This is a genomic window from Janthinobacterium sp. MP5059B, from assembly GCF_001758645.1.
GTDB classification, from domain to species: domain Bacteria; phylum Pseudomonadota; class Gammaproteobacteria; order Burkholderiales; family Burkholderiaceae_D; genus Janthinobacterium; species Janthinobacterium lividum.
On the sequence record NZ_LRHX01000016.1, the window covers coordinates 296,709 to 313,882 of the forward strand.

Genomic DNA, 17,174 nt, shown 5'->3' on the forward strand with positions numbered 1-17,174 from the left:
GCTGCAAATTAAAGCCTTGACCGTGTTGCAAACCCATCCATTGACGTATATCAATGTCCGACGAGATAACCGTTCAACCAGGAAAATTTACGCGATGATAATGTTCTAAAGAGAATCTAGGCAGAGTCATGACGCAGCAATTGCGAGGACGATGGACACACTGGCGCAGGCGCCTGCTCCATTCGCTGCTGCATGAGCGCGTGCCGCATGAGGACCTGGCCGGCCGGGTCGCCATGCTGGCCGCCGTGGGCACGGTGGCGATGCCGCTGTACTACCTGCTGTGGCATTACTTTTTTCCGCAAGCCTATGAAAACCTGACCCTGCGCCTGACGGGCGTGGGCATCTGCATGGCTGGCCTGTTTGCCCGCCGCTTCTCGGTCCGCTGGCTGTCGCGTTACCTGCTGTTCGCGCTCAGCTACATCCTGCCCTTCTTCTTTACTTTCATGTTTCTGATGAACCATGCGTCGTCCATCTGGAGCGAATCGCTGCTGATCGGCCTGGTCGTGCTGTTTCATTTCGAAACGAAACTGGCGTGCTGTGCCTACCTGATCGGCACCAGCGCCGCCTGCCTCGCCGTCATCCTGCAGGGGGAAGGCGGCCTCCTGCTGCAACGTGAAGTGCTGCAGCAACTGCCCGTGCACTGGTTCACCATTGCCGCGCTGTCCGTGGTGAAAGTGGGCAGCAAGGTGCTGGAACTGGAACGGCTGGCAGGCCTGGCGGCCGGGCTCGGTTCCGTGGCGCACGAGCTGCGCACGCCGCTGACCAGCGTGGAAGCCAATGTGCGGGGCATGCGCCGGCTGCTGCCGCAGCTGGCCGACCAGGCGGACGACATGCCCCCGTTGCAGGAAGCCCTGTCGCGCATCCAGTTCGAAGTGCGCCACATGCATCACATGATCGATCTGTTCCTGATGAGCGCCAGTGCCGTGAACCGCAACCTCCAGCCTAGCCAGGCGCTATCGATGCTGGAGATGGTGAACTCCGTGCTCAAGCGCTACCCATTTACCAGCAACAGCCAGCGCAGCAGCGTCAAGGTGGACGTGCGTGCCGACTTCCAGTTCGCCGGCCAGGACGAACTGTGCGTGGTGATCCTGCTGAACCTGCTGAGAAACGCGCTGAAAGCCATCCAGCGGGCAGGCAAGGGACGCGTGCGCATCATCATCGACGGCGCCCGCCCCGTGCCCAGGCTGCTGTTCATCGACACGGGCTGCGGCATCGCGAAGAACCGCCTGCCGCTGATCTTCGAGCGTTTTTACTCCTATCCCGTCCATAACGGCAGCGGCATCGGCCTGGCCCTGTGCCGGCAGATCGCCACCGCCTGGCAGGCGCGCATCCGCTGCGTGTCGCGCGAGCACGCCTATGCGATTTTCATCCTGGAATTCCCCCAGCCCGTGCCTGCCCGCTTCCAACCCTCTTCCCCCGCAAGGTGACGCATGCAACTGCCCGTCTACACCCATCCGACCCTGACCGTATTGATCGACGACAGCGATTCCTTCCTGAAAAGCCTGGCGTTCCAGCTCGATCCCGGCCTGGCGCGCAAGACCTTCCACGACACCAGCAGCGCCCTGCACTGGTTGCGCCAGAGCGCGCAGCCGGGCGAAACGCCGCTGCACGTCAACTTCGACACGCAAAACCTGCCGCCCGACCAGTGCAACGTGGCGCTCGACATCGAGCGCATCTGGCGCATCAGCGGCCAGGCGCAGCGCTTTGCCGTGCCCTCCGTGCTGGTGGTCGATTATTCGATGCCGCAGATGAATGGTCTGGAATTTTGCCAGGCCGTGCGCGACTTGCCGTGCAAGAAGATTCTATTTACGGGCGCGGCCGATGAAAAAGTGGCCGTGACGGCCTTCAACCGGGGCTTGATCGACCGCTACATCAAGAAGAGCGACGACGATGCGCTCGACATCCTGGAACAGGAAATCGTTGCCCTGCAGCGCGAGTTCTTCCTGCAGCAATCGGAAACCGTGCGCGACTTGCTGATGCTGCACGACTACAGTTTCCTGCAAGACGAGGCGCTGGCCGCCGTCGTGCACGAGCTGTGCCAGCGCCATGGTTTTGTCGAATACTATATTTTCCCCAATCCCAGCGGCATCCTGTTCTTCACGCGCGAAGGCCACGCCAAGCTGATGATCATCGAAACGGAACGCAGCCTGCACACGCAGTACGAAATGGCGCGCGACAGCGACGCGCCCGAGTCACTGCTGCTGGCCCTGCTGGAAATGCGCGTGATTCCCTACTTTTCCGACGCCGACAGCGACGGCATGTACGCGGCGCAGATCGGCGAAAACTGGTTCCGCTACTGCGCCGCGCCCACCATCTGCCTGGGCCGCATGACGTATTTCTGGGCCCTGTTCGACGTGCCGGCACACCAGCTGGGGCAGCCGGTGATGTCCTACGCGCAATTTCTGCGGGCGGGCGCAGGCGATAGCGTCAGCGCTTAAGACTAGCCTTCCCGCAAGGTCTGCAGGGGCGGATGCTTGAGCACGTTACGCAAGCCCAGCCAGCCGCCGGCAATCGCGCACAGGGCGCCGGCCAGCAAACCAAAGGCCCACACGCCGGGCGCGAAGCTCCAGGCGAACTTGAACTGGTACGTGGCCAGCGCCCAGCCCATGGCGGCCGCGCCCGATGCCGCCAGCAAGCCGGCCAGGGCGCCGACGAGGGAAAACTCGATCAACTGGGCCTGCGCCAGCTGGCGCCGCGTGGCGCCCAGCGCGCGCAGCAGTCCCGCTTCGCGCGTGCGCTCGTCCTGCGATCCCATCAGGGCCGCATACAGCACCAGCAAGCCCGAGGCCAGCGTGAAGGCAAACAGGAATTCGACGGCCGTCACTACCTGGTCCAGCACGCCCTGGATCTGCTTGAGCACGCCGCCCACGTCGACCACCGTCAGGTTCGGATAATCGCGCAGCAAGGCATTACCCAGGTCCGCCTGCGCGGGCGGCAGGTGAAAGGCCGTGATCCACGTCTGCGGCGTATCCGCCATGGCGGCCGGATTGATGATGACAAAGAAATTGACGCGCATCGAGCCCCATTCCAGCTTGCGCAAGCTGGTAATGGCCGCTTCCACGGGCTGGCCGGCGATGTCGAAGCGCAGCTTGTCGCCCAGTTTCAGTTTCAATGTCTTGGCGATGCCCTCCTCCACCGATGCCTCGGCCGGCGCACCGGGCCCATTGCCGAACCACTTGCCGGCGACCAGCTTGTTTTCTTCCTGCATCGTGGCCATCGTCGACAGGTTGAATTCGCGGTCGGCCAGGCCCTTGGCCCGGTCGTCCTCGTAGGTGGTTTCCGTGATGGCGTTGCCATTCACGGCCACCAAACGCCCGCGTATCATCGGATACAAGGGCGCGTTGGCCACGCCGGCCTGGGCCAGGCGCGCGGCGATCGGGTCTTTCTGTTCCGGCAGGATATTGATCATGAAGCGGTTCGGCGCGTCCGGCGGCGTGGCGTTGCGCCAGGCCACCATCAAGTCGCCGCGCACCACCGTCAGCAGCAGCAAGGCCATCAGGCCCAGCGCCAGCGACACCACCTGGATGACGGTGGCGCCCGGGCGGCGCTGCAGGGAAGTGACGGCAAAACGCCAGCCCTGGTGATTGAAGGCGCCGCGCAGGGTTTTCAGCGAGCGGATGCCCAGCCAGCCGGCCAGGCCGAACAGGGAGAAGCCGCCGAGGAAGCCGGCCGCCGTCAGCAGCGCCAGTTTCACGTCGCCCGCCTGCCACAATAGCAGCACGACGAAGGCGGCGATGCCCAGGCCGTAGGTGGCCACGGCCAGCGCCTGCGGCGGCTCCTGTTCGCGGCGGATCACGCGGTTATGGGGAACATTGCGCAACTGCAAAATCGGCGGCAGGGCAAAGCCCAGCAGCAACAGCATGCCGGTGGCCACACCCTGCAGTGCGGGCAGCATCGAGACGGGCGGCAAGTCGCTCTGCACCAGTTTTCCCAACAGCTCCAGCAATACCAGGTGACCGCCGAAGCCCACCATCACGCCGACCACGCTGCCGGCCAGGCCAACGAGCAGGAATTCGATCACGTACATGGCCGTGACCTGGTTTTGCGTCAAGCCCAGGCAACGCAGCATGGCGCACGCATCCAGGTGGCGCAGCATGAAGCGGCGCGCCGCCATGGCCACGGCGACGGCCGCCAGCATGGCCGACAGCAAGCCGACGAGCGACAGGAAACGGTCGGCGCGGTCCAGGGTCGACTGCATCTGCGGACTGCCCGATTCCAGCGACTCGATGCGCACGCCCTTGATGGCCTGCGTCTTGATCTGGCTTTCCAGCCAGGTTTGATATTGCGCAAGCTCGGCCGCCTTGGCGGGTGGAGCCGACAGCAGCAGCCGGTATGACACGCGCGAACCGTTCTGCACCAGCGCCGTGGCGGCAAGATCGCTGAGGGGCAGCATCACGCGCGGCGCGAAATTGAGGAAGGAGGCGCCGCGGTCCGGCTCGCTGGCGATCAGTTGCGTGACCGTAAATGCCTTGTCGCCCAGGGTCAGGGTGTCGCCCAGCCTGGCGTTCAGGCTGGACAGGATGGCCGCATCGACCCACAGGGTGCCGGGCGCCGGCACCTGGTCGGTTGGCCGTCCCACGGCATCCTGCGCCTCGCTCGGTTTGGTCGTGATTTTCAGCTTGCCCCGCTGCGGGTAGCCGGGCGAGACGGCCTTGATGGACGCCAGCTGCGACAGCGACTGTTCGCCCTCGCCCGCCTGCGCCATGCTGGGAAACGTCACCGTGTCGGCCAGGAGGAAGCCACGCTTCTGCGCTTCCGCGCGCCATGCGGCATTGACGGGCTGGTCGGCGCTGATGACCAGGTCGGCCCCCAGCAGCTGGTGCGCGTCGCGGTTCAGGCCCGCCCGCAGGCGGTCGACGAAGAAACCCACGGCCGACAGGGCCGCCACGGCGACGATCAGCGCAACGAGCAGGAAACGCAGTTGCCCGGCGCGCCAGTCGCGGCCGGTCATTTTCAGGGAGAGGCGGAACATGGGCGGCGGGTCTTTATGAAGATGTTATTGCGCGCTGCCGTGGGCGGCCGCGTGCTGGGCGAAATACGCATCGACGGTAGCGAGGAAGGCGTCTTTCTGCGCTTGCGGCAGGAAGGCGGCGATGAAACCGTTGCGCGCCAGGCGTTGCGCGTGGGACAGGCCCAGCGGCAGGGCGTCGAAGATGGCGTCGAAATTGTCGTTCATATAGCCGCCGAAATACGCGGGATCGTCCGAGTTCACCGTCACCAGCAGGCCCGCGTCGAGCAGTTGCACCAGGTTGTGGTCATGCATCTGGTCGAACACGCGCAGCTTGGTGTTCGACAGCGGGCAGACCGTCAAGGCGACCTGTTCGCGCGCCAGGCGGGCCGTCAGTTCCGCGTCTTCCAGGCAGCGCACGCCATGGTCGATGCGTTCGACCTGCAAGTCGTCGAGCGCCGTGCGGATGTAGGCTGGCGGACCTTCCTCGCCCGCGTGGGCCACCAGGTGCAGGCCCAGCTCGCGGCAACGGGCAAACACGCGCGAGAATTTCTCGGGCGGGTTGCCCACTTCCGACGAATCGAGACCGATGCCGATGAATTTGTCGCGGTGCGGCAGCGCGTCTTCCAGGGTCTCGAACGCTTCTTCCTCGCTCAGGTGGCGCAGGAAGCACAGGATCAGGGCCGCGCTGACGGGACTGTCCTGGCAGGCGCGGTGGATGCCGTTGATCACATCAGCCATGGCCACGCCGCGCGCCGTGTGGGTTTGCGGGTCGAAGAAGATTTCCGTGTGCAGCACGTTATCGGCTTCGGCGCGGCGCAGGTAGGCTTGCGTCATGTCATAGAAATCCTGCTCTTTCAAGAGCACGCTTGCGCCAGCGTAATAAATGTCGAGAAAAGACTGCAAATCCGTAAAAGCATAGGCGCTGCGCAAGTGTTCCACCGATTCATAGCCCAGCGGCACGCCATTGCGCTCTGCCAGTGCGAAAATCAGTTCTGGCTCCAGCGAGCCTTCGATATGGATATGCAGTTCGGCCTTCGGCATGCCGCGGACGATCGCGCGCAATTGAGGGTTCATCATGGGTGTTCCTTATAGGGTGACGATAAAAATGCTGGCTCGCACGCGCCGGGCGCGGCGCGGAAGACGCACGCGCGGCGCGCAGGGCCATCAGACATGCAGGCATCTTAGCGCAAGATGGCCAGCCTCACCGGCGCCCGGCCGCCATGGCGCAGGCCGCGGCAGCGCCATGGCCGGCTCCGGCACGCGCTGGCGAATTGTCGTATGATGATTTAAAAGGTACAAAAAGGTTCATTGAAATTGATGGAAAATCTGATGATTTATCCAATTAAATCAACAATTTACAAACAAGTATTAAGGATATGCTGACATATCTTTTGACTTCCTGATCCTTTAGAGCAATAATAAATTTCATGGGGTAAAGGTAGGTGCAACAAGCGCTATCAACAGTGAAAAAAAAGCCGGCTGGCTACGTCAGCACACGGCATCAAGCGCCAGTTTTTTGGTCCGGGCAATCCGGACTCGCAAAGACAGCCGGGCTTGAAACAACAATAAAAATCGATACGGGGTACAGGAAAAGTTCAGACGGCAAGCCCAGGCGAGTGCCAGGCGGGCGGCCATGGTGACTGGCAGTACAGGTTTACATTAAAGGACATTGACATGACCATTTTTGATAACTATGCAGCACGCTACGAGCGCACCCGCGAAGAGGAAATGTCGCTCACCGAATACCTGGCCCTGTGCAAGAAGGACAAGCTGACCTATGCCAGCGCGCCCGAACGCATGCTGGCCGCCATCGGCGAGCCGCAACTGGTCGACACGCGCAACGACACGCGATTGTCGCGCATCTTCGCCAACAAGATCATCAAGATCTATCCCGCCTTCCGCGAGTTCTACGGCACCGAGGAAGTCATCGAGCAAGTCGTCTCGTATTTCCGCCACGCGGCGCAAGGCCTGGAAGAACGCAAACAGATCCTGTATCTGCTGGGGCCTGTCGGCGGCGGCAAATCGTCCATCGCGGAAAAGCTCAAGTCGCTGATGGAGCATGTGCCCTTCTATTGCCTGAAAGGTTCGCCCGTCAACGAATCGCCGCTGGGCCTGTTCAACGAGGAAGAAGACGGCACCATCCTGGAAGAGGATTACGGCATCCCGCGCCGCTACCTGCGCAACATCCCCAGCCCGTGGGCCGTGAAGCGCCTGCATGAATACAATGGCGATATCAACCAGTTCCGCGTCGTCAAGCGCTATCCGTCCGTGCTGAAACAGATCGCCATCTCGAAAACGGAGCCGGGCGATGAAAACAACCAGGATATTTCCTCGCTGGTGGGCAAGGTCGACATCCGCAAGCTGGAAGACTATGCGCAGGACGACCCGGACGCCTACAGCTATTCGGGCGGCCTGTGCCTGGCCAACCAGGGCCTGATGGAATTCGTGGAAATGTTCAAGGCGCCCATCAAGGTCTTGCACCCGCTGCTGACGGCCACGCAGGAAGGCAATTACAAGGGCACGGAAGGCTTCGGCGCGATTCCGTTCGACGGCATCATCCTGGCCCACTCGAATGAGTCGGAATGGAAGACCTTCAAGAACAACCGCAACAACGAGGCGTTTCTTGACCGTATCTATATAGTCAAGGTGCCGTACTGCCTGCGCGTCTCCGATGAAATCAAGATCTACGACAAGCTGGTGGCCAATTCCTCGCTGGTCAAGGCCCCATGCGCGCCCGGCACCCTGCGCATGATGGCGCAGTTCGCCATCCTGTCGCGCCTGAAAGACCCGGAAAACTCCAGCATCTTTTCGAAGATGCTCGTCTACGATGGCGAGAACCTCAAGGATACGGATCCGAAAGCCAAGTCCATGCATGAATACGTCGATTACGCGGGCGTGGATGAAGGCATGAACGGCTTGTCGACGCGCTTTGCCTTCAAGATCCTGTCGAAAGTGTTCAACTTTGACAATTCCGAAGTGGCCGCCAATCCCGTGCATCTATTATATGTACTGGAACAGCAGGTCGAGCGCGAGCAGTTCGCGCCGGAACTCGAGCAGCGCTACTTCTCCTATATCAAGGAGCACCTGGCGCAGCGCTATGTGGAATTCATCGGCAAGGAGATCCAGACGGCTTACCTGGAAAGCTATTCGGAATACGGACAGAACATCTTCGACCGCTATGTGACGTTTGCCGATTTCTGGATACAGGACCAGGAATACCGCGATCCGGACACGGGCGAAAGTTTCGACCGCGAATCGCTGAACAATGAACTGGAAAAGATCGAGAAGCCGGCGGGCATTTCCAATCCGAAGGATTTCCGCAATGAAATCGTGAACTTCGGCTTGCGCGCGCGGGCCTCGAACGGCGGCAAGAATCCCGCCTGGACCAGTTATGAAAAGTTCCGCACCGTGATTGAAAAGAAAATGTTTTCGAATACGGAGGAATTGCTGCCCGTGATTTCCTTCAATGCCAAGGCCAGCGCCGACGATGCCAACAAGCACGCCGACTTCGTGGCCCGCATGGTGGAAAAAGGCTATACGGCCAAGCAGGTACGCCTGTTATGCGAATGGTACTTGCGCGTACGCAAGTCGTCATAGCGCGGACAGCGAAGGCGCGCTCCCGCCCGATGGATGGCGGGGCGCGCGAGACGAGAGGCAAGGAGGCACCCTTTGACATATCTCATCGACAGGCGCTTGCAAAGCAAGAATAAATCCGCCGTCAACCGCGAGCGTTTCCTGCGGCGTTACAAGGGCCAGATCAAGGATGCCGTGGGGCGTGCCATCAAAGGGCGCTCGATCACGGACGTCGAGAATGGCGAGAAGGTCAGCATCCCCGTCAAGGACGTGGGCGAACCATCGTTCGGCCACGCGCATGGCGGCGTATGGGAAGTGGTCAATCCCGGCAACAAGGAATACCTGAAAGGCGACCAGATCGCCCGGCCGAAAGGCGGCGGTGGCGGCGGGCGGGGCAAGGCGGGCAATAGCGACGAGACGACGGAAGACGATTTCATCTTTGAATTGTCGCGCGAAGAATTCATGAATTATTTCTTCGAAGACCTGGAATTGCCGCATATGGTGAAAACCCAGCTGACGGCCACCACGGAATTCAAGAACCAGCGCGCCGGCTACAATATGTCGGGCACGCCATCGAACATCCATGTGCTGCGTTCCTTGCGCGGCGCGCTGGGGCGGCGCATCGCCGTCGGCGGCGGCGCCCGCAAGCAGCTGGCGCAGGCCGAGGAAGACCTGGCCGAACTGCTGCACGAAGGCGCGCCCGACAGCGACCCGCTGGTGACGGAACTGCGCCGCCTGATCCACCACCTGCACACGCGCCTGCTGGCCATTCCCTTCATCGACCCGTTCGACTTGCGCTACAGCAACCGCGTCAAGGTGCCCAAGCCGATGACGCAAGCCGTCATGTTCTGCATCATGGACGTGTCCGGCTCCATGGACGAATCGCGCAAGGACACGGCCAAGCGCTTCTTCATCCTGTTATATCTATTCCTCAAGCGCGTCTACGACAAGATCGAAGTCGTCTTCATCCGTCACCATACGGCGGCGGCCGAAGTGGACGAGCATGAATTCTTCAATTCGCGCGAGTCGGGCGGCACCGTCGTATCCTCCGCCCTGCACTTGCTCAACACCATCATCGACGAGCGCTATGGCGCCGGGCAATGGAACAGCTATGTGGCGCAGGCATCCGATGGCGACAACTGGGACAACGATTCCGTGCTGTGCCGCCAGTTGCTGATCAACACCATCATGCCCAAGGTGCAGTACTACACCTATGTCGAGATCACGGATGGCCCGCAGCAAAACCTGTGGGAGCAATACGCGGGCGTGCTCGACCATCACGCCCATTTCGCCATGCAAAAGATCGTCACGCCGGCCGATATCTACCCGGTCTTCCGCGAACTGTTCAAGAAACAGGTGAAATGATGAGTGCAGCCTTTGACCGCGCCAGCAACACCCCGGGCGAACCGTTCGTGCGCCTGCGCCACCCGAACGCCCTGCCCGAGCAGTCGGAATGGACGTTCGAGCTGATCGAGCAAATCCACGAGGAAATCCGCCGCGTAGCAAAACAGTTTGGCCTCGACACCTATCCAAACCAGCTGGAAATCATCACGGCCGAACAGATGATGGACGCCTATACCTCGGTGGGCATGCCCGTCTCCTACAACCACTGGTCTTTCGGCAAGCACTTTCTGTCTACCGAGAAAAGCTACAAGCGCGGCCAGATGGGCCTCGCCTACGAGATCGTCATCAACTCCAACCCCTGCATCGCCTATCTCATGGAGGAAAACAGCCTGACCATGCAGTCGCTGGTGATCGCGCATGCGGCCTACGGCCACAATTCCTTCTTCAAGGGCAATTACCTGTTCCGCGCCTGGACGGATGCGGACGCCATCATCGACTATATGGTGTTTGCCAAGAATTACATCGCCGAATGCGAACAGCGCCATGGCGTCGATGCCGTGGAATTGCTGCTCGACTCGTGCCACGCCATCCAGAACTATGGCGTGGACCGCTACAAGCGCCCGGCGAAACTGTCGATGGCGAAGGAATATGCGCGCCAGAAAGAGCGCGAAGCCTATGTGCAGTCGCAGATCAACCAGCTGTGGCGTACCCTGCCCCGGCGCGAGGATGACGAGGACGAGGAAGACCAGCGCAAGGCCGCCCCCCGCTTTCCGCCCGAACCCGAGGAAAACCTGCTGTACTTTATAGAGAAGTACGCGCCGCTGCTGGAACCATGGCAGCGCGAGATGGTGCGCATCGTGCGCAAGATTTCCCAGTACTTCTACCCGCAACGGCAAACCCAGGTCATGAACGAGGGCTGGGCCACCTTCTGGCATTACACGATATTGAACCAGCTGTATGACGAAGGCGTGGTGGGTGACGGCTTCATGATGGAATTCCTGAAAAGCCATACCAATGTGGTCTACCAGCCGCCCATCGACAGCCCGTATTACAGCGGCATCAACCCGTATGCGCTGGGATTTGCCATGATGAGCGACATCCGCCGCATCTGCGAGCACCCGACGGACGAAGACCGCGCCTGGTTTCCCGACATGGCCGGCAGCGACTGGCGCAAGAGCCTGGACTTTGCCATGCGCAATTTCAAGGATGAAAGCTTCATTGCCCAGTATTTGTCGCCGCGGCTGATCCGCGAATTCCACTTCTTTGCCGTGCTTGACGACGACAAGAATGAAAAACTGGCCATTTCCGCCATCCATGACGATGCCGGCTACCGCTACGTGCGCCAGCAGCTGGCCGAGCAATACAACCTGGGCAACCGCGAGCCGAACATCCAGGTGTGGTCCGTGAATACGCGCGACGACCGCGCCTTGACCCTGCGCCACACGCAATTCCAGCGCCGCCCGCTGAACCAGCAGGCAGCCGAGGTGCTCAAGCATGTGGCGCGGCTGTGGGGCTTCGATGTACACCTCGATACGGTCGATCCCCAGGGCGTGGTCCTGGGCACCCTGAATTGCCGGCGCGAGAAGCGCAACCGGCGCGATGACCCGGTTGCCCGGCCATGAAATGTTTTGTTGATAATAATCAATAGCAAGAATATAAGCGCTTCCTATGCCCGTATAGGAATTCAGTATGGCCTGACGGCCTCAAATAGGCCTCCAGGAGCGCCTTTTTTGACCTGGGTGAAGTGCGTTCCGCACCCGTTTGGTGCGCACCGAAGGCTAAGTGGTCTGGTTCAGAGCCAAAACATTTCCATAAAGAAAGATTTTTCTCCAAATTTAGCAGTTTCCATATTGGATATCACGAAATATAATTCCGCCATATAGGCACATCGGAGAACTTAGCAGCGGTCGTCCAAAACGGCTGTAAAAAACCGATAAGACCGCCTTTTTTTCTGTCCGAAAGCGTGCAAAGATGACATAAGCAAGTACGTTTTCAGGGCGCAAAAGCGCCAAAAATTTAACCGGTTTTAGGCGTTAAAAATCTGTGTAAAATAAAGAATTCGTATGTATAATTCGGCGACGTCCCGGATACGGCTGGAGCTTTGTGTCGTCATTTTGGGGTTCAGTTGCAAGACAAGAGATGGTATTTGGAGAAAGCAGGCATGAATTTTTCGAACGAGAAAAGTCCCAAGAACTACACAGGCATAACTGTCGTTGTCCTGCTGCACGTTCTCGCGGCTTACGGGATCGCGACGGGCTTGGGCAAGCGGTTAGTTACCAAAATGATGGAACCGGTTGAAACCAAGATTATCGAGGAAGTCAAACCGCCTCCACCGAAGGATCTTCCACCGCCACCACCGCCGCCAGAAATGAAGGCGCCACCGCCGCCATTCATTCCGCCAGTCGAGGTGAACGTGCAGCAGCCGCCGCCACAACAGAACGTGATTGCAAATACGACTGCTGTGAAGCCAGCCACGAATGTATTGGCACCGCCAGCACCGCCTGCACAGCCTGCGCCAACTCCTGGACCAGCCAAATCGGTGCGTACACCGGCCGTGGTTGACTTCAGTGTCTGCGAAAAACCGGCTTATCCAAAGTCGTCGCAGCGCAATGAGGAAACCGGTGTGGTGACACTGTCGTTCCTGATCGGTGTAGACGGCAAGGTCGCTGATTCGAAGATCGTGAAGTCCAGCGGCTTCAGAGACCTGGACAAAGCCGCGGTGCAAGGTATTAGCCGCTGTACATTTAAGCCGGCAACAGTTGACGGCAAGCCGGAACAAGGCTGGCAGCAAATGCAATACGTTTGGTCGCTGGATTAAAACCCGAGACAGTTATCCCCTGTCTCACACTATGATTTCGTTGTCATTACGTTCAGCGATCTGTTATTTTTAATTTTGGAGGAAGCATGTTTAAGAATACCCGTTTGTCCGCATTTTTTGCCGCGGTTCTGTTGTCCGTTACCGCTACTACCGCTCTGGTAGCAGCTCCGGCATTCGCTGACGCGCCAGCATCGGCTGCCGCTTCGGCTCCTGCGGCAGACGCTGCACCAGCACCAGTTGCTGCAGATGCAGCCGCTCCAGCAGCAGACGCAGCAGCAACTCCAGCCGCTGATGCAGCAGCTCCAGCCAAAACCGAAGAAGTGCACAACCCGTTCGGCCTGTCCGCAGTATGGGACGGCGGCTTCGTGCCACGCGCTACCCTGATCATCCTGTCCATCATGTCGATCGGCAGCTGGTACATCATCATCACCAAACTGCTGGATCAAATGAAGATCTTCAAGCAAGCCAAAGAAGCCGCTTCCAAATTCTGGAAAGCTCCTTCGATCGCTGCTGGTTCGGCAACCCTGAGCGAAGGCTCGCCATTCCGCTTCATCGCTGAATCGGGCACCAAGGCAACCGCACACCATGACGGCGCCCTGCTGGAACAAATCGACCTGTCGACCTGGGTGACGATGTCGATCCAGCGCGCTTCGGACAAAGTCCAATCGCGTCTGCAAGATGGCCTGTCGTTCCTGGCAACCGTTGGTTCGACCGCACCGTTTATCGGTCTGTTCGGTACCGTTTGGGGTATTTACGGCGCGCTGACCGCTATCGGCATGACCGGTAACGCATCGATCGACAAAGTTGCAGGTCCAGTTGGTGAAGCACTGATCATGACCGCTTTCGGTCTGCTGGTCGCCGTTCCTGCCGTTCTGGGTTACAACTGGCTGGTTCGTCGTAACAAATCCGCAATGGAAGACATCCGCTCGTTCAGCGCCGACGTTCACTCGGTTCTGGTTTCCGGCGTAATGTCGACCAGCGAAGCTGGCCGTGCTGCCGGCGCTAAAAAGATCGGATAAGAATCATGTCGATGTCCGTCGGCTCCGACAGCGGAGATGAAGATCAAGTAATGTCAGAAATCAACACGACGCCGCTCGTCGACATCATGTTGGTTTTGCTGATCATTTTCTTGATCACCAGTCCGGTTGTCCTCAAATTGCAGAAAATCGATCTGCCGATCGAGGCCAACCAAGCCCTTCAAAGCAAGCCAGAAAACGTCAACATCGTTGTTAACAAGGACGGTGAGATTTACCTGGGCCAGACCAGACTGAAAGACACGAACGAATTGTTCGATTATCTTAAAGTTGAAGCAGTGAAAGTACCGCAGCCGGAAGTACACGTTCGTGGCGACCAAGAAACACGCTACGAATCGATCGGCCGGGTTATTTACACGACCCAACGTGCCGGGATCCAGAAGGTCGGCTTCATCACCGAACCACCTGACAAGGGCTGATAGCGACTGGCGGCGGCGTCCCGGCAACATGGGGATGCCACCGCCAGAAGCTGACCGGGCGGCAGTTTCGCCCGGTGCTTCGTTGGACTTCTTAAAGGAAACACTATGAGTATGAATGTCGGTTCGGGAAGCGCAGCAGGCGCGGATCCGGAACCAATGATGGAACTGAACATGACGCCCCTCATCGACGTGATGCTGGTGCTGATTATCATGTTGATCATCACGATTCCTAAGCAAAACCACTCGGTGAACTTGAACATGCCGGTCGGCACCCCGCCGCCACCGACAACCGAACCAGTGGTCGTCACGATCGATGTCGATTTTGACGGTACGATCTTGTGGGACAATCAGGTCATTCCTGACCGCGCTTCGCTGGAAGCCAAGCTGAGCAACGTTGCTGCGCAAGCAGACCAGCCGGAAGTGCATTTGCGTCCGAACAAGCTGGTGGAATACAAAGTCGTCGCCGGTGTGATGGCGTCGGCGCAGCGTCTGGGCGTGACCAAAATCGGTCTGGTCGGCAACGAGCAATTCCAGTAAGCTGCAGCAATCAGGTTCTCTTTACATCCGAATAGGCAGGACTTCCTGCCTATTCGCTTTTTACTGAAAGACTTTCTTATGTCCAAGTTTCGTCTCGCTCATCTCGGCCTCGTCATGGCCGCTATCGGTTTTACCGCAGCAACTCCCGTAATCGGCCTGGGCTCGCTGGCATACGCCGCGGACACCGTGCGTGCCGAAGTGGGCAAGCCACTGCAAGAAGCGCAAAAACTCGCTAGCAGCGGCAAAAACAAGGAAGCGCTGGCCAAGCTGCGCGAAGCTGACAGCGTCGGCGGCAAGACCGCCTTTGAAAGCTACCAGATCGAACGCGTGCGCGCTTCGGCCGCTGCCGCCGCCGGAGACAACGGCACCGCCATCAAGGCCTTTGAAGCCGTCATCAATTCCGGCCGCCTGAGCGCCGCCGAAGCCCCGAAATTCACGCAAGCCCTGGCTGGCATGTACTACCGCGCCAAGGACTGGCCGAACACCATCACCTGGATCAAGCGCTCGCTGAAAGACCGCGACGATGCCCAGATGCGCGAACTGCTGATCCAGACCTACTACGTCAGCGGCAACTACGCCGAAGCGGCGAAAGAGCTGCAATCGCGCGGCGGCAACTCGGAAGCAAGCCTGCAAATGCTGGCCAACATCCAGTTGAAGCAAAACGACAAGGGCGGCTACGTCGCCACCCTGGAAAAACTGGCATCGAGCTATCCGAAAACCAGCTACTGGGCTGACCTGCTGAACCGCGTTTCGGGCAAGCCTGGCTTCTCGCAACGCCTGGCCCTGGACGTCCAGCGCCTGCGCCTGGCCAACGGCCTGTTCAGCAAACCTTCCGAATACATGGAAATCAGCCAGCTGGCCCTGCAAGCAGGCAATCCTGGCGAAGCGCTGAGCATCATCGAGCAAGGCTACAAAAAAGGCGTACTGGGTACCGGCGCCGATGCGCCGCGTCACCAGCGCCTGAAAGACCTGGCCCTGAAAACCCAGGCCGAGCTGAAAGCCAACGCCGCCAAGTCGGAAGCGGAATACGTCAAGAACAAGGACGCCGACAGCTTGAGCAAGCTGGGCTTCGCCCTGGTCTACGACGGCCAGGCCGACAAGGGCCTGGGCTTGATGAACGATGCCGTGAAAATGGGCAGCGCCAAGTATGCGGAAGAAGCCAAGCTGCATCTGGGCATCGCTTACATTCACGCCGGCAAGAAGTCCAATGCCTCGACAGCACTCAAAGCCGTCAAGGGCACGGATGGCGCGGCTGACCTGGCCCGTTACTGGACGTTGATGAATAAATAAGACAACATCCTCCAGGAGTTGCAGGCAGCTAGTCGAGTGCCATCCAAAAGCGTTGCCAGCACACCCGCCGGCAACGCTTTTTGTTATTTCAGCAGTGAAATTCGCCCTGTGCCCGCCCTGCCGGGTGTGCATCCCTGAAACAGTCCGTATAATCCCCCTTTTGGCACAGTTTTTCATCAGATTCCTATGAAGGTATTCCGCGGACTTCCCAATGCCCAGGCACGAGCGCCTTGCGCTCTGACCATCGGCAATTTTGACGGTGTCCACATTGGCCATCAGGCTTTGCTGGCACGCGTGCGCGGCGCCGCGACCGAACTCGGCATTGAAGCGGCCGTGATGACGTTCGAGCCGCACCCGCGCGAATTCTTCGCGCAGCGCGCGGGCGACCTGTCCAAAGCCCCGCAGCGCATCGCCAACTTGCGCGACAAGCTGCAATCGCTGGACGACGCCGGCATCGACCGTGTCGTCGTCGAGCACTTCAGCGCCCAGTTCGCCGCCTTGACGCCGCAGGAATTCACGGAAAAAGTCCTCGTCGACGGCTTGCACGTGAAATGGCTGATGGTCGGCGACGACTTCTGCTATGGCGCCCGGCGCGCCGGCGATGTGGCCATGCTGCAGGAAGCGGGCCGCCAATATGGCTTCCATGTAGAAACATTGCCTACCGTGATGAGCGGCAGCACGCGCATCTCGTCCTCGGCCGTGCGCCTGGCGCTGGCGGCCGGCGATTTCCCGCTGGCCACGCAGTTGCTGGGCCATCCGTACGCTATTTCCGGCCACGTCATCCACGGCCAGAAGCTGGGCCGTACCCTCGGCTTTCCCACCCTGAACCTGCGCGTGGCGCACCGCCCCGCCCTGTCCGGCATCTTCATCGTGCAAGTACATGGCCTGGGACCAGTGCCGCTGCCGGCCGTGGCCAGCCTCGGCGTGCGCCCCACCGTCGACGACAGCGGCCGCGTCTTGCTGGAAGTGCATCTGTTTGATTTCGCCCAGTCCTGCTACGGCAAGCTGGTGCGCGTGGAATTCCTGGAAAAACTGCGCGACGAAGAGAAGTACGACGATTTGCCCACCCTGACGGCCGCCATCGAGCGCGACTCGAACCAGGCGCGTGCGTATTTTGAGCAGCGCAGCGGCGCCATTACCGCCACCGACCGAATTTGACGCCGGCCAACTCCACCGCCTGGCGGCACCTGCCGCCGCCAACCCGCTGC

13 protein-coding genes are annotated in these 17,174 nt (G+C 59.9%); 11 read left to right on the forward strand and 2 right to left on the reverse strand.

What is annotated here, in order from left to right; translation table 11 throughout:
- Positions 1–128: 128 nt before the first annotated feature.
- Positions 129–1,427 carry a HAMP domain-containing sensor histidine kinase gene (locus tag JAB1_RS18405; protein WP_070281318.1) on the forward strand — a complete coding sequence of 433 codons (1,299 nt, stop codon included), beginning with the start codon at positions 129–131 and terminating at the stop codon, positions 1,425–1,427.
- 3 nt (positions 1,428–1,430) lie between these two features.
- Entirely contained in the window at positions 1,431–2,438 is a 1,008-nt protein-coding gene (locus tag JAB1_RS18410) for a response regulator (RefSeq protein ID WP_070253702.1), read from the forward strand.
- A 2-nt stretch (positions 2,439–2,440) separates the two neighbouring features.
- On the opposite strand, the gene JAB1_RS18415 is transcribed toward JAB1_RS18410, so the two are convergent.
- Together JAB1_RS18415 and JAB1_RS18420 are read right to left on the reverse strand one after the other, a co-directional pair.
- Complete coding sequence (locus tag JAB1_RS18415) at positions 2,441–4,972, reverse strand: FtsX-like permease family protein (RefSeq protein ID WP_070281319.1); 2,532 nt, start codon at positions 4,970–4,972, stop codon at positions 2,441–2,443.
- 24 nt (positions 4,973–4,996) lie between these two features.
- Entirely contained in the window at positions 4,997–6,028 is a 1,032-nt protein-coding gene (locus JAB1_RS18420; protein ID WP_070281320.1) for an adenosine deaminase, read from the reverse strand.
- Positions 6,029–6,625: 597 nt separating this feature from the next.
- Between JAB1_RS18420 and JAB1_RS18425 the strand changes: the two genes are divergently transcribed.
- The 9 genes from JAB1_RS18425 to JAB1_RS18465 all read left to right on the forward strand — a co-directional run bounded on the left by JAB1_RS18425 (position 6,626) and on the right by JAB1_RS18465 (position 17,124).
- Positions 6,626–8,548, forward strand: coding sequence for a PrkA family serine protein kinase (locus JAB1_RS18425; RefSeq protein WP_034785249.1), 1,923 nt, complete (start codon positions 6,626–6,628; stop codon positions 8,546–8,548).
- 72 nt (positions 8,549–8,620) lie between these two features.
- Positions 8,621–9,889 (forward strand): YeaH/YhbH family protein, encoded by a 1,269-nt coding sequence (locus JAB1_RS18430; RefSeq protein WP_034785247.1) that lies wholly within the window; start codon positions 8,621–8,623, stop codon positions 9,887–9,889.
- Positions 9,889–11,490: a SpoVR family protein gene (locus tag JAB1_RS18435; RefSeq protein WP_070281321.1), complete on the forward strand. Its 1,602-nt coding sequence runs from the start codon at positions 9,889–9,891 to the stop codon at positions 11,488–11,490. The genes JAB1_RS18430 and JAB1_RS18435 overlap by 1 nt, the downstream gene beginning before the upstream one ends.
- A 539-nt stretch (positions 11,491–12,029) precedes the next feature.
- The gene (locus tag JAB1_RS18440) at positions 12,030–12,686 is read left to right on the forward strand and encodes an energy transducer TonB (protein ID WP_034785244.1); all 657 of its coding nucleotides are present in this window, start codon (positions 12,030–12,032) and stop codon (positions 12,684–12,686) included.
- A gap of 86 nt (positions 12,687–12,772) precedes the next feature.
- Positions 12,773–13,705: a MotA/TolQ/ExbB proton channel family protein gene (locus JAB1_RS18445; RefSeq protein WP_162835768.1), complete on the forward strand. Its 933-nt coding sequence runs from the start codon at positions 12,773–12,775 to the stop codon at positions 13,703–13,705.
- A 5-nt stretch (positions 13,706–13,710) separates the two neighbouring features.
- Positions 13,711–14,139, forward strand: a complete 429-nt coding sequence (locus JAB1_RS18450; RefSeq protein ID WP_034785240.1) for a biopolymer transporter ExbD — start codon at positions 13,711–13,713, stop codon at positions 14,137–14,139.
- A 105-nt stretch (positions 14,140–14,244) separates the two neighbouring features.
- A complete protein-coding gene (locus JAB1_RS18455) occupies positions 14,245–14,676 on the forward strand; it encodes a biopolymer transporter ExbD (RefSeq protein WP_177886013.1) in 432 nt (143 codons plus the stop codon).
- A gap of 78 nt (positions 14,677–14,754) precedes the next feature.
- Complete coding sequence (locus tag JAB1_RS18460; RefSeq protein ID WP_070281322.1) at positions 14,755–15,966, forward strand: hypothetical protein; 1,212 nt, start codon at positions 14,755–14,757, stop codon at positions 15,964–15,966.
- Between the two features lie 186 nt (positions 15,967–16,152).
- Positions 16,153–17,124, forward strand: a complete 972-nt coding sequence (locus JAB1_RS18465; RefSeq protein WP_034785236.1) for a bifunctional riboflavin kinase/FAD synthetase — start codon at positions 16,153–16,155, stop codon at positions 17,122–17,124.
- Positions 17,125–17,174 lie beyond the last annotated feature (50 nt).

What these genes read in the sequence shown, in the direction of transcription:
- JAB1_RS18405 (WP_070281318.1), top strand. Translation starts at nt 129, where the DNA reads ATGACGCAGCAATTGCGAGGACGATGGACACACTGGCGCAGGCGCCTG.
- JAB1_RS18435 (WP_070281321.1), top strand. Translation starts at nt 9,889, where the DNA reads ATGAGTGCAGCCTTTGACCGCGCCAGCAACACCCCGGGCGAACCGTTC.
- JAB1_RS18420 (WP_070281320.1), bottom strand. Translation starts at nt 6,028, where the DNA reads ATGATGAACCCTCAATTGCGCGCGATCGTCCGCGGCATGCCGAAGGCC.
- JAB1_RS18450 (WP_034785240.1), top strand. Translation starts at nt 13,711, where the DNA reads ATGTCGATGTCCGTCGGCTCCGACAGCGGAGATGAAGATCAAGTAATG.
- JAB1_RS18410 (WP_070253702.1), top strand. Translation starts at nt 1,431, where the DNA reads ATGCAACTGCCCGTCTACACCCATCCGACCCTGACCGTATTGATCGAC.
- JAB1_RS18415 (WP_070281319.1), bottom strand. Translation starts at nt 4,972, where the DNA reads ATGTTCCGCCTCTCCCTGAAAATGACCGGCCGCGACTGGCGCGCCGGG.
- JAB1_RS18425 (WP_034785249.1), top strand. Translation starts at nt 6,626, where the DNA reads ATGACCATTTTTGATAACTATGCAGCACGCTACGAGCGCACCCGCGAA.
- JAB1_RS18465 (WP_034785236.1), top strand. Translation starts at nt 16,153, where the DNA reads ATGAAGGTATTCCGCGGACTTCCCAATGCCCAGGCACGAGCGCCTTGC.
- JAB1_RS18440 (WP_034785244.1), top strand. Translation starts at nt 12,030, where the DNA reads ATGAATTTTTCGAACGAGAAAAGTCCCAAGAACTACACAGGCATAACT.
- JAB1_RS18445 (WP_162835768.1), top strand. Translation starts at nt 12,773, where the DNA reads ATGTTTAAGAATACCCGTTTGTCCGCATTTTTTGCCGCGGTTCTGTTG.
- JAB1_RS18460 (WP_070281322.1), top strand. Translation starts at nt 14,755, where the DNA reads ATGTCCAAGTTTCGTCTCGCTCATCTCGGCCTCGTCATGGCCGCTATC.
- JAB1_RS18455 (WP_177886013.1), top strand. Translation starts at nt 14,245, where the DNA reads ATGAGTATGAATGTCGGTTCGGGAAGCGCAGCAGGCGCGGATCCGGAA.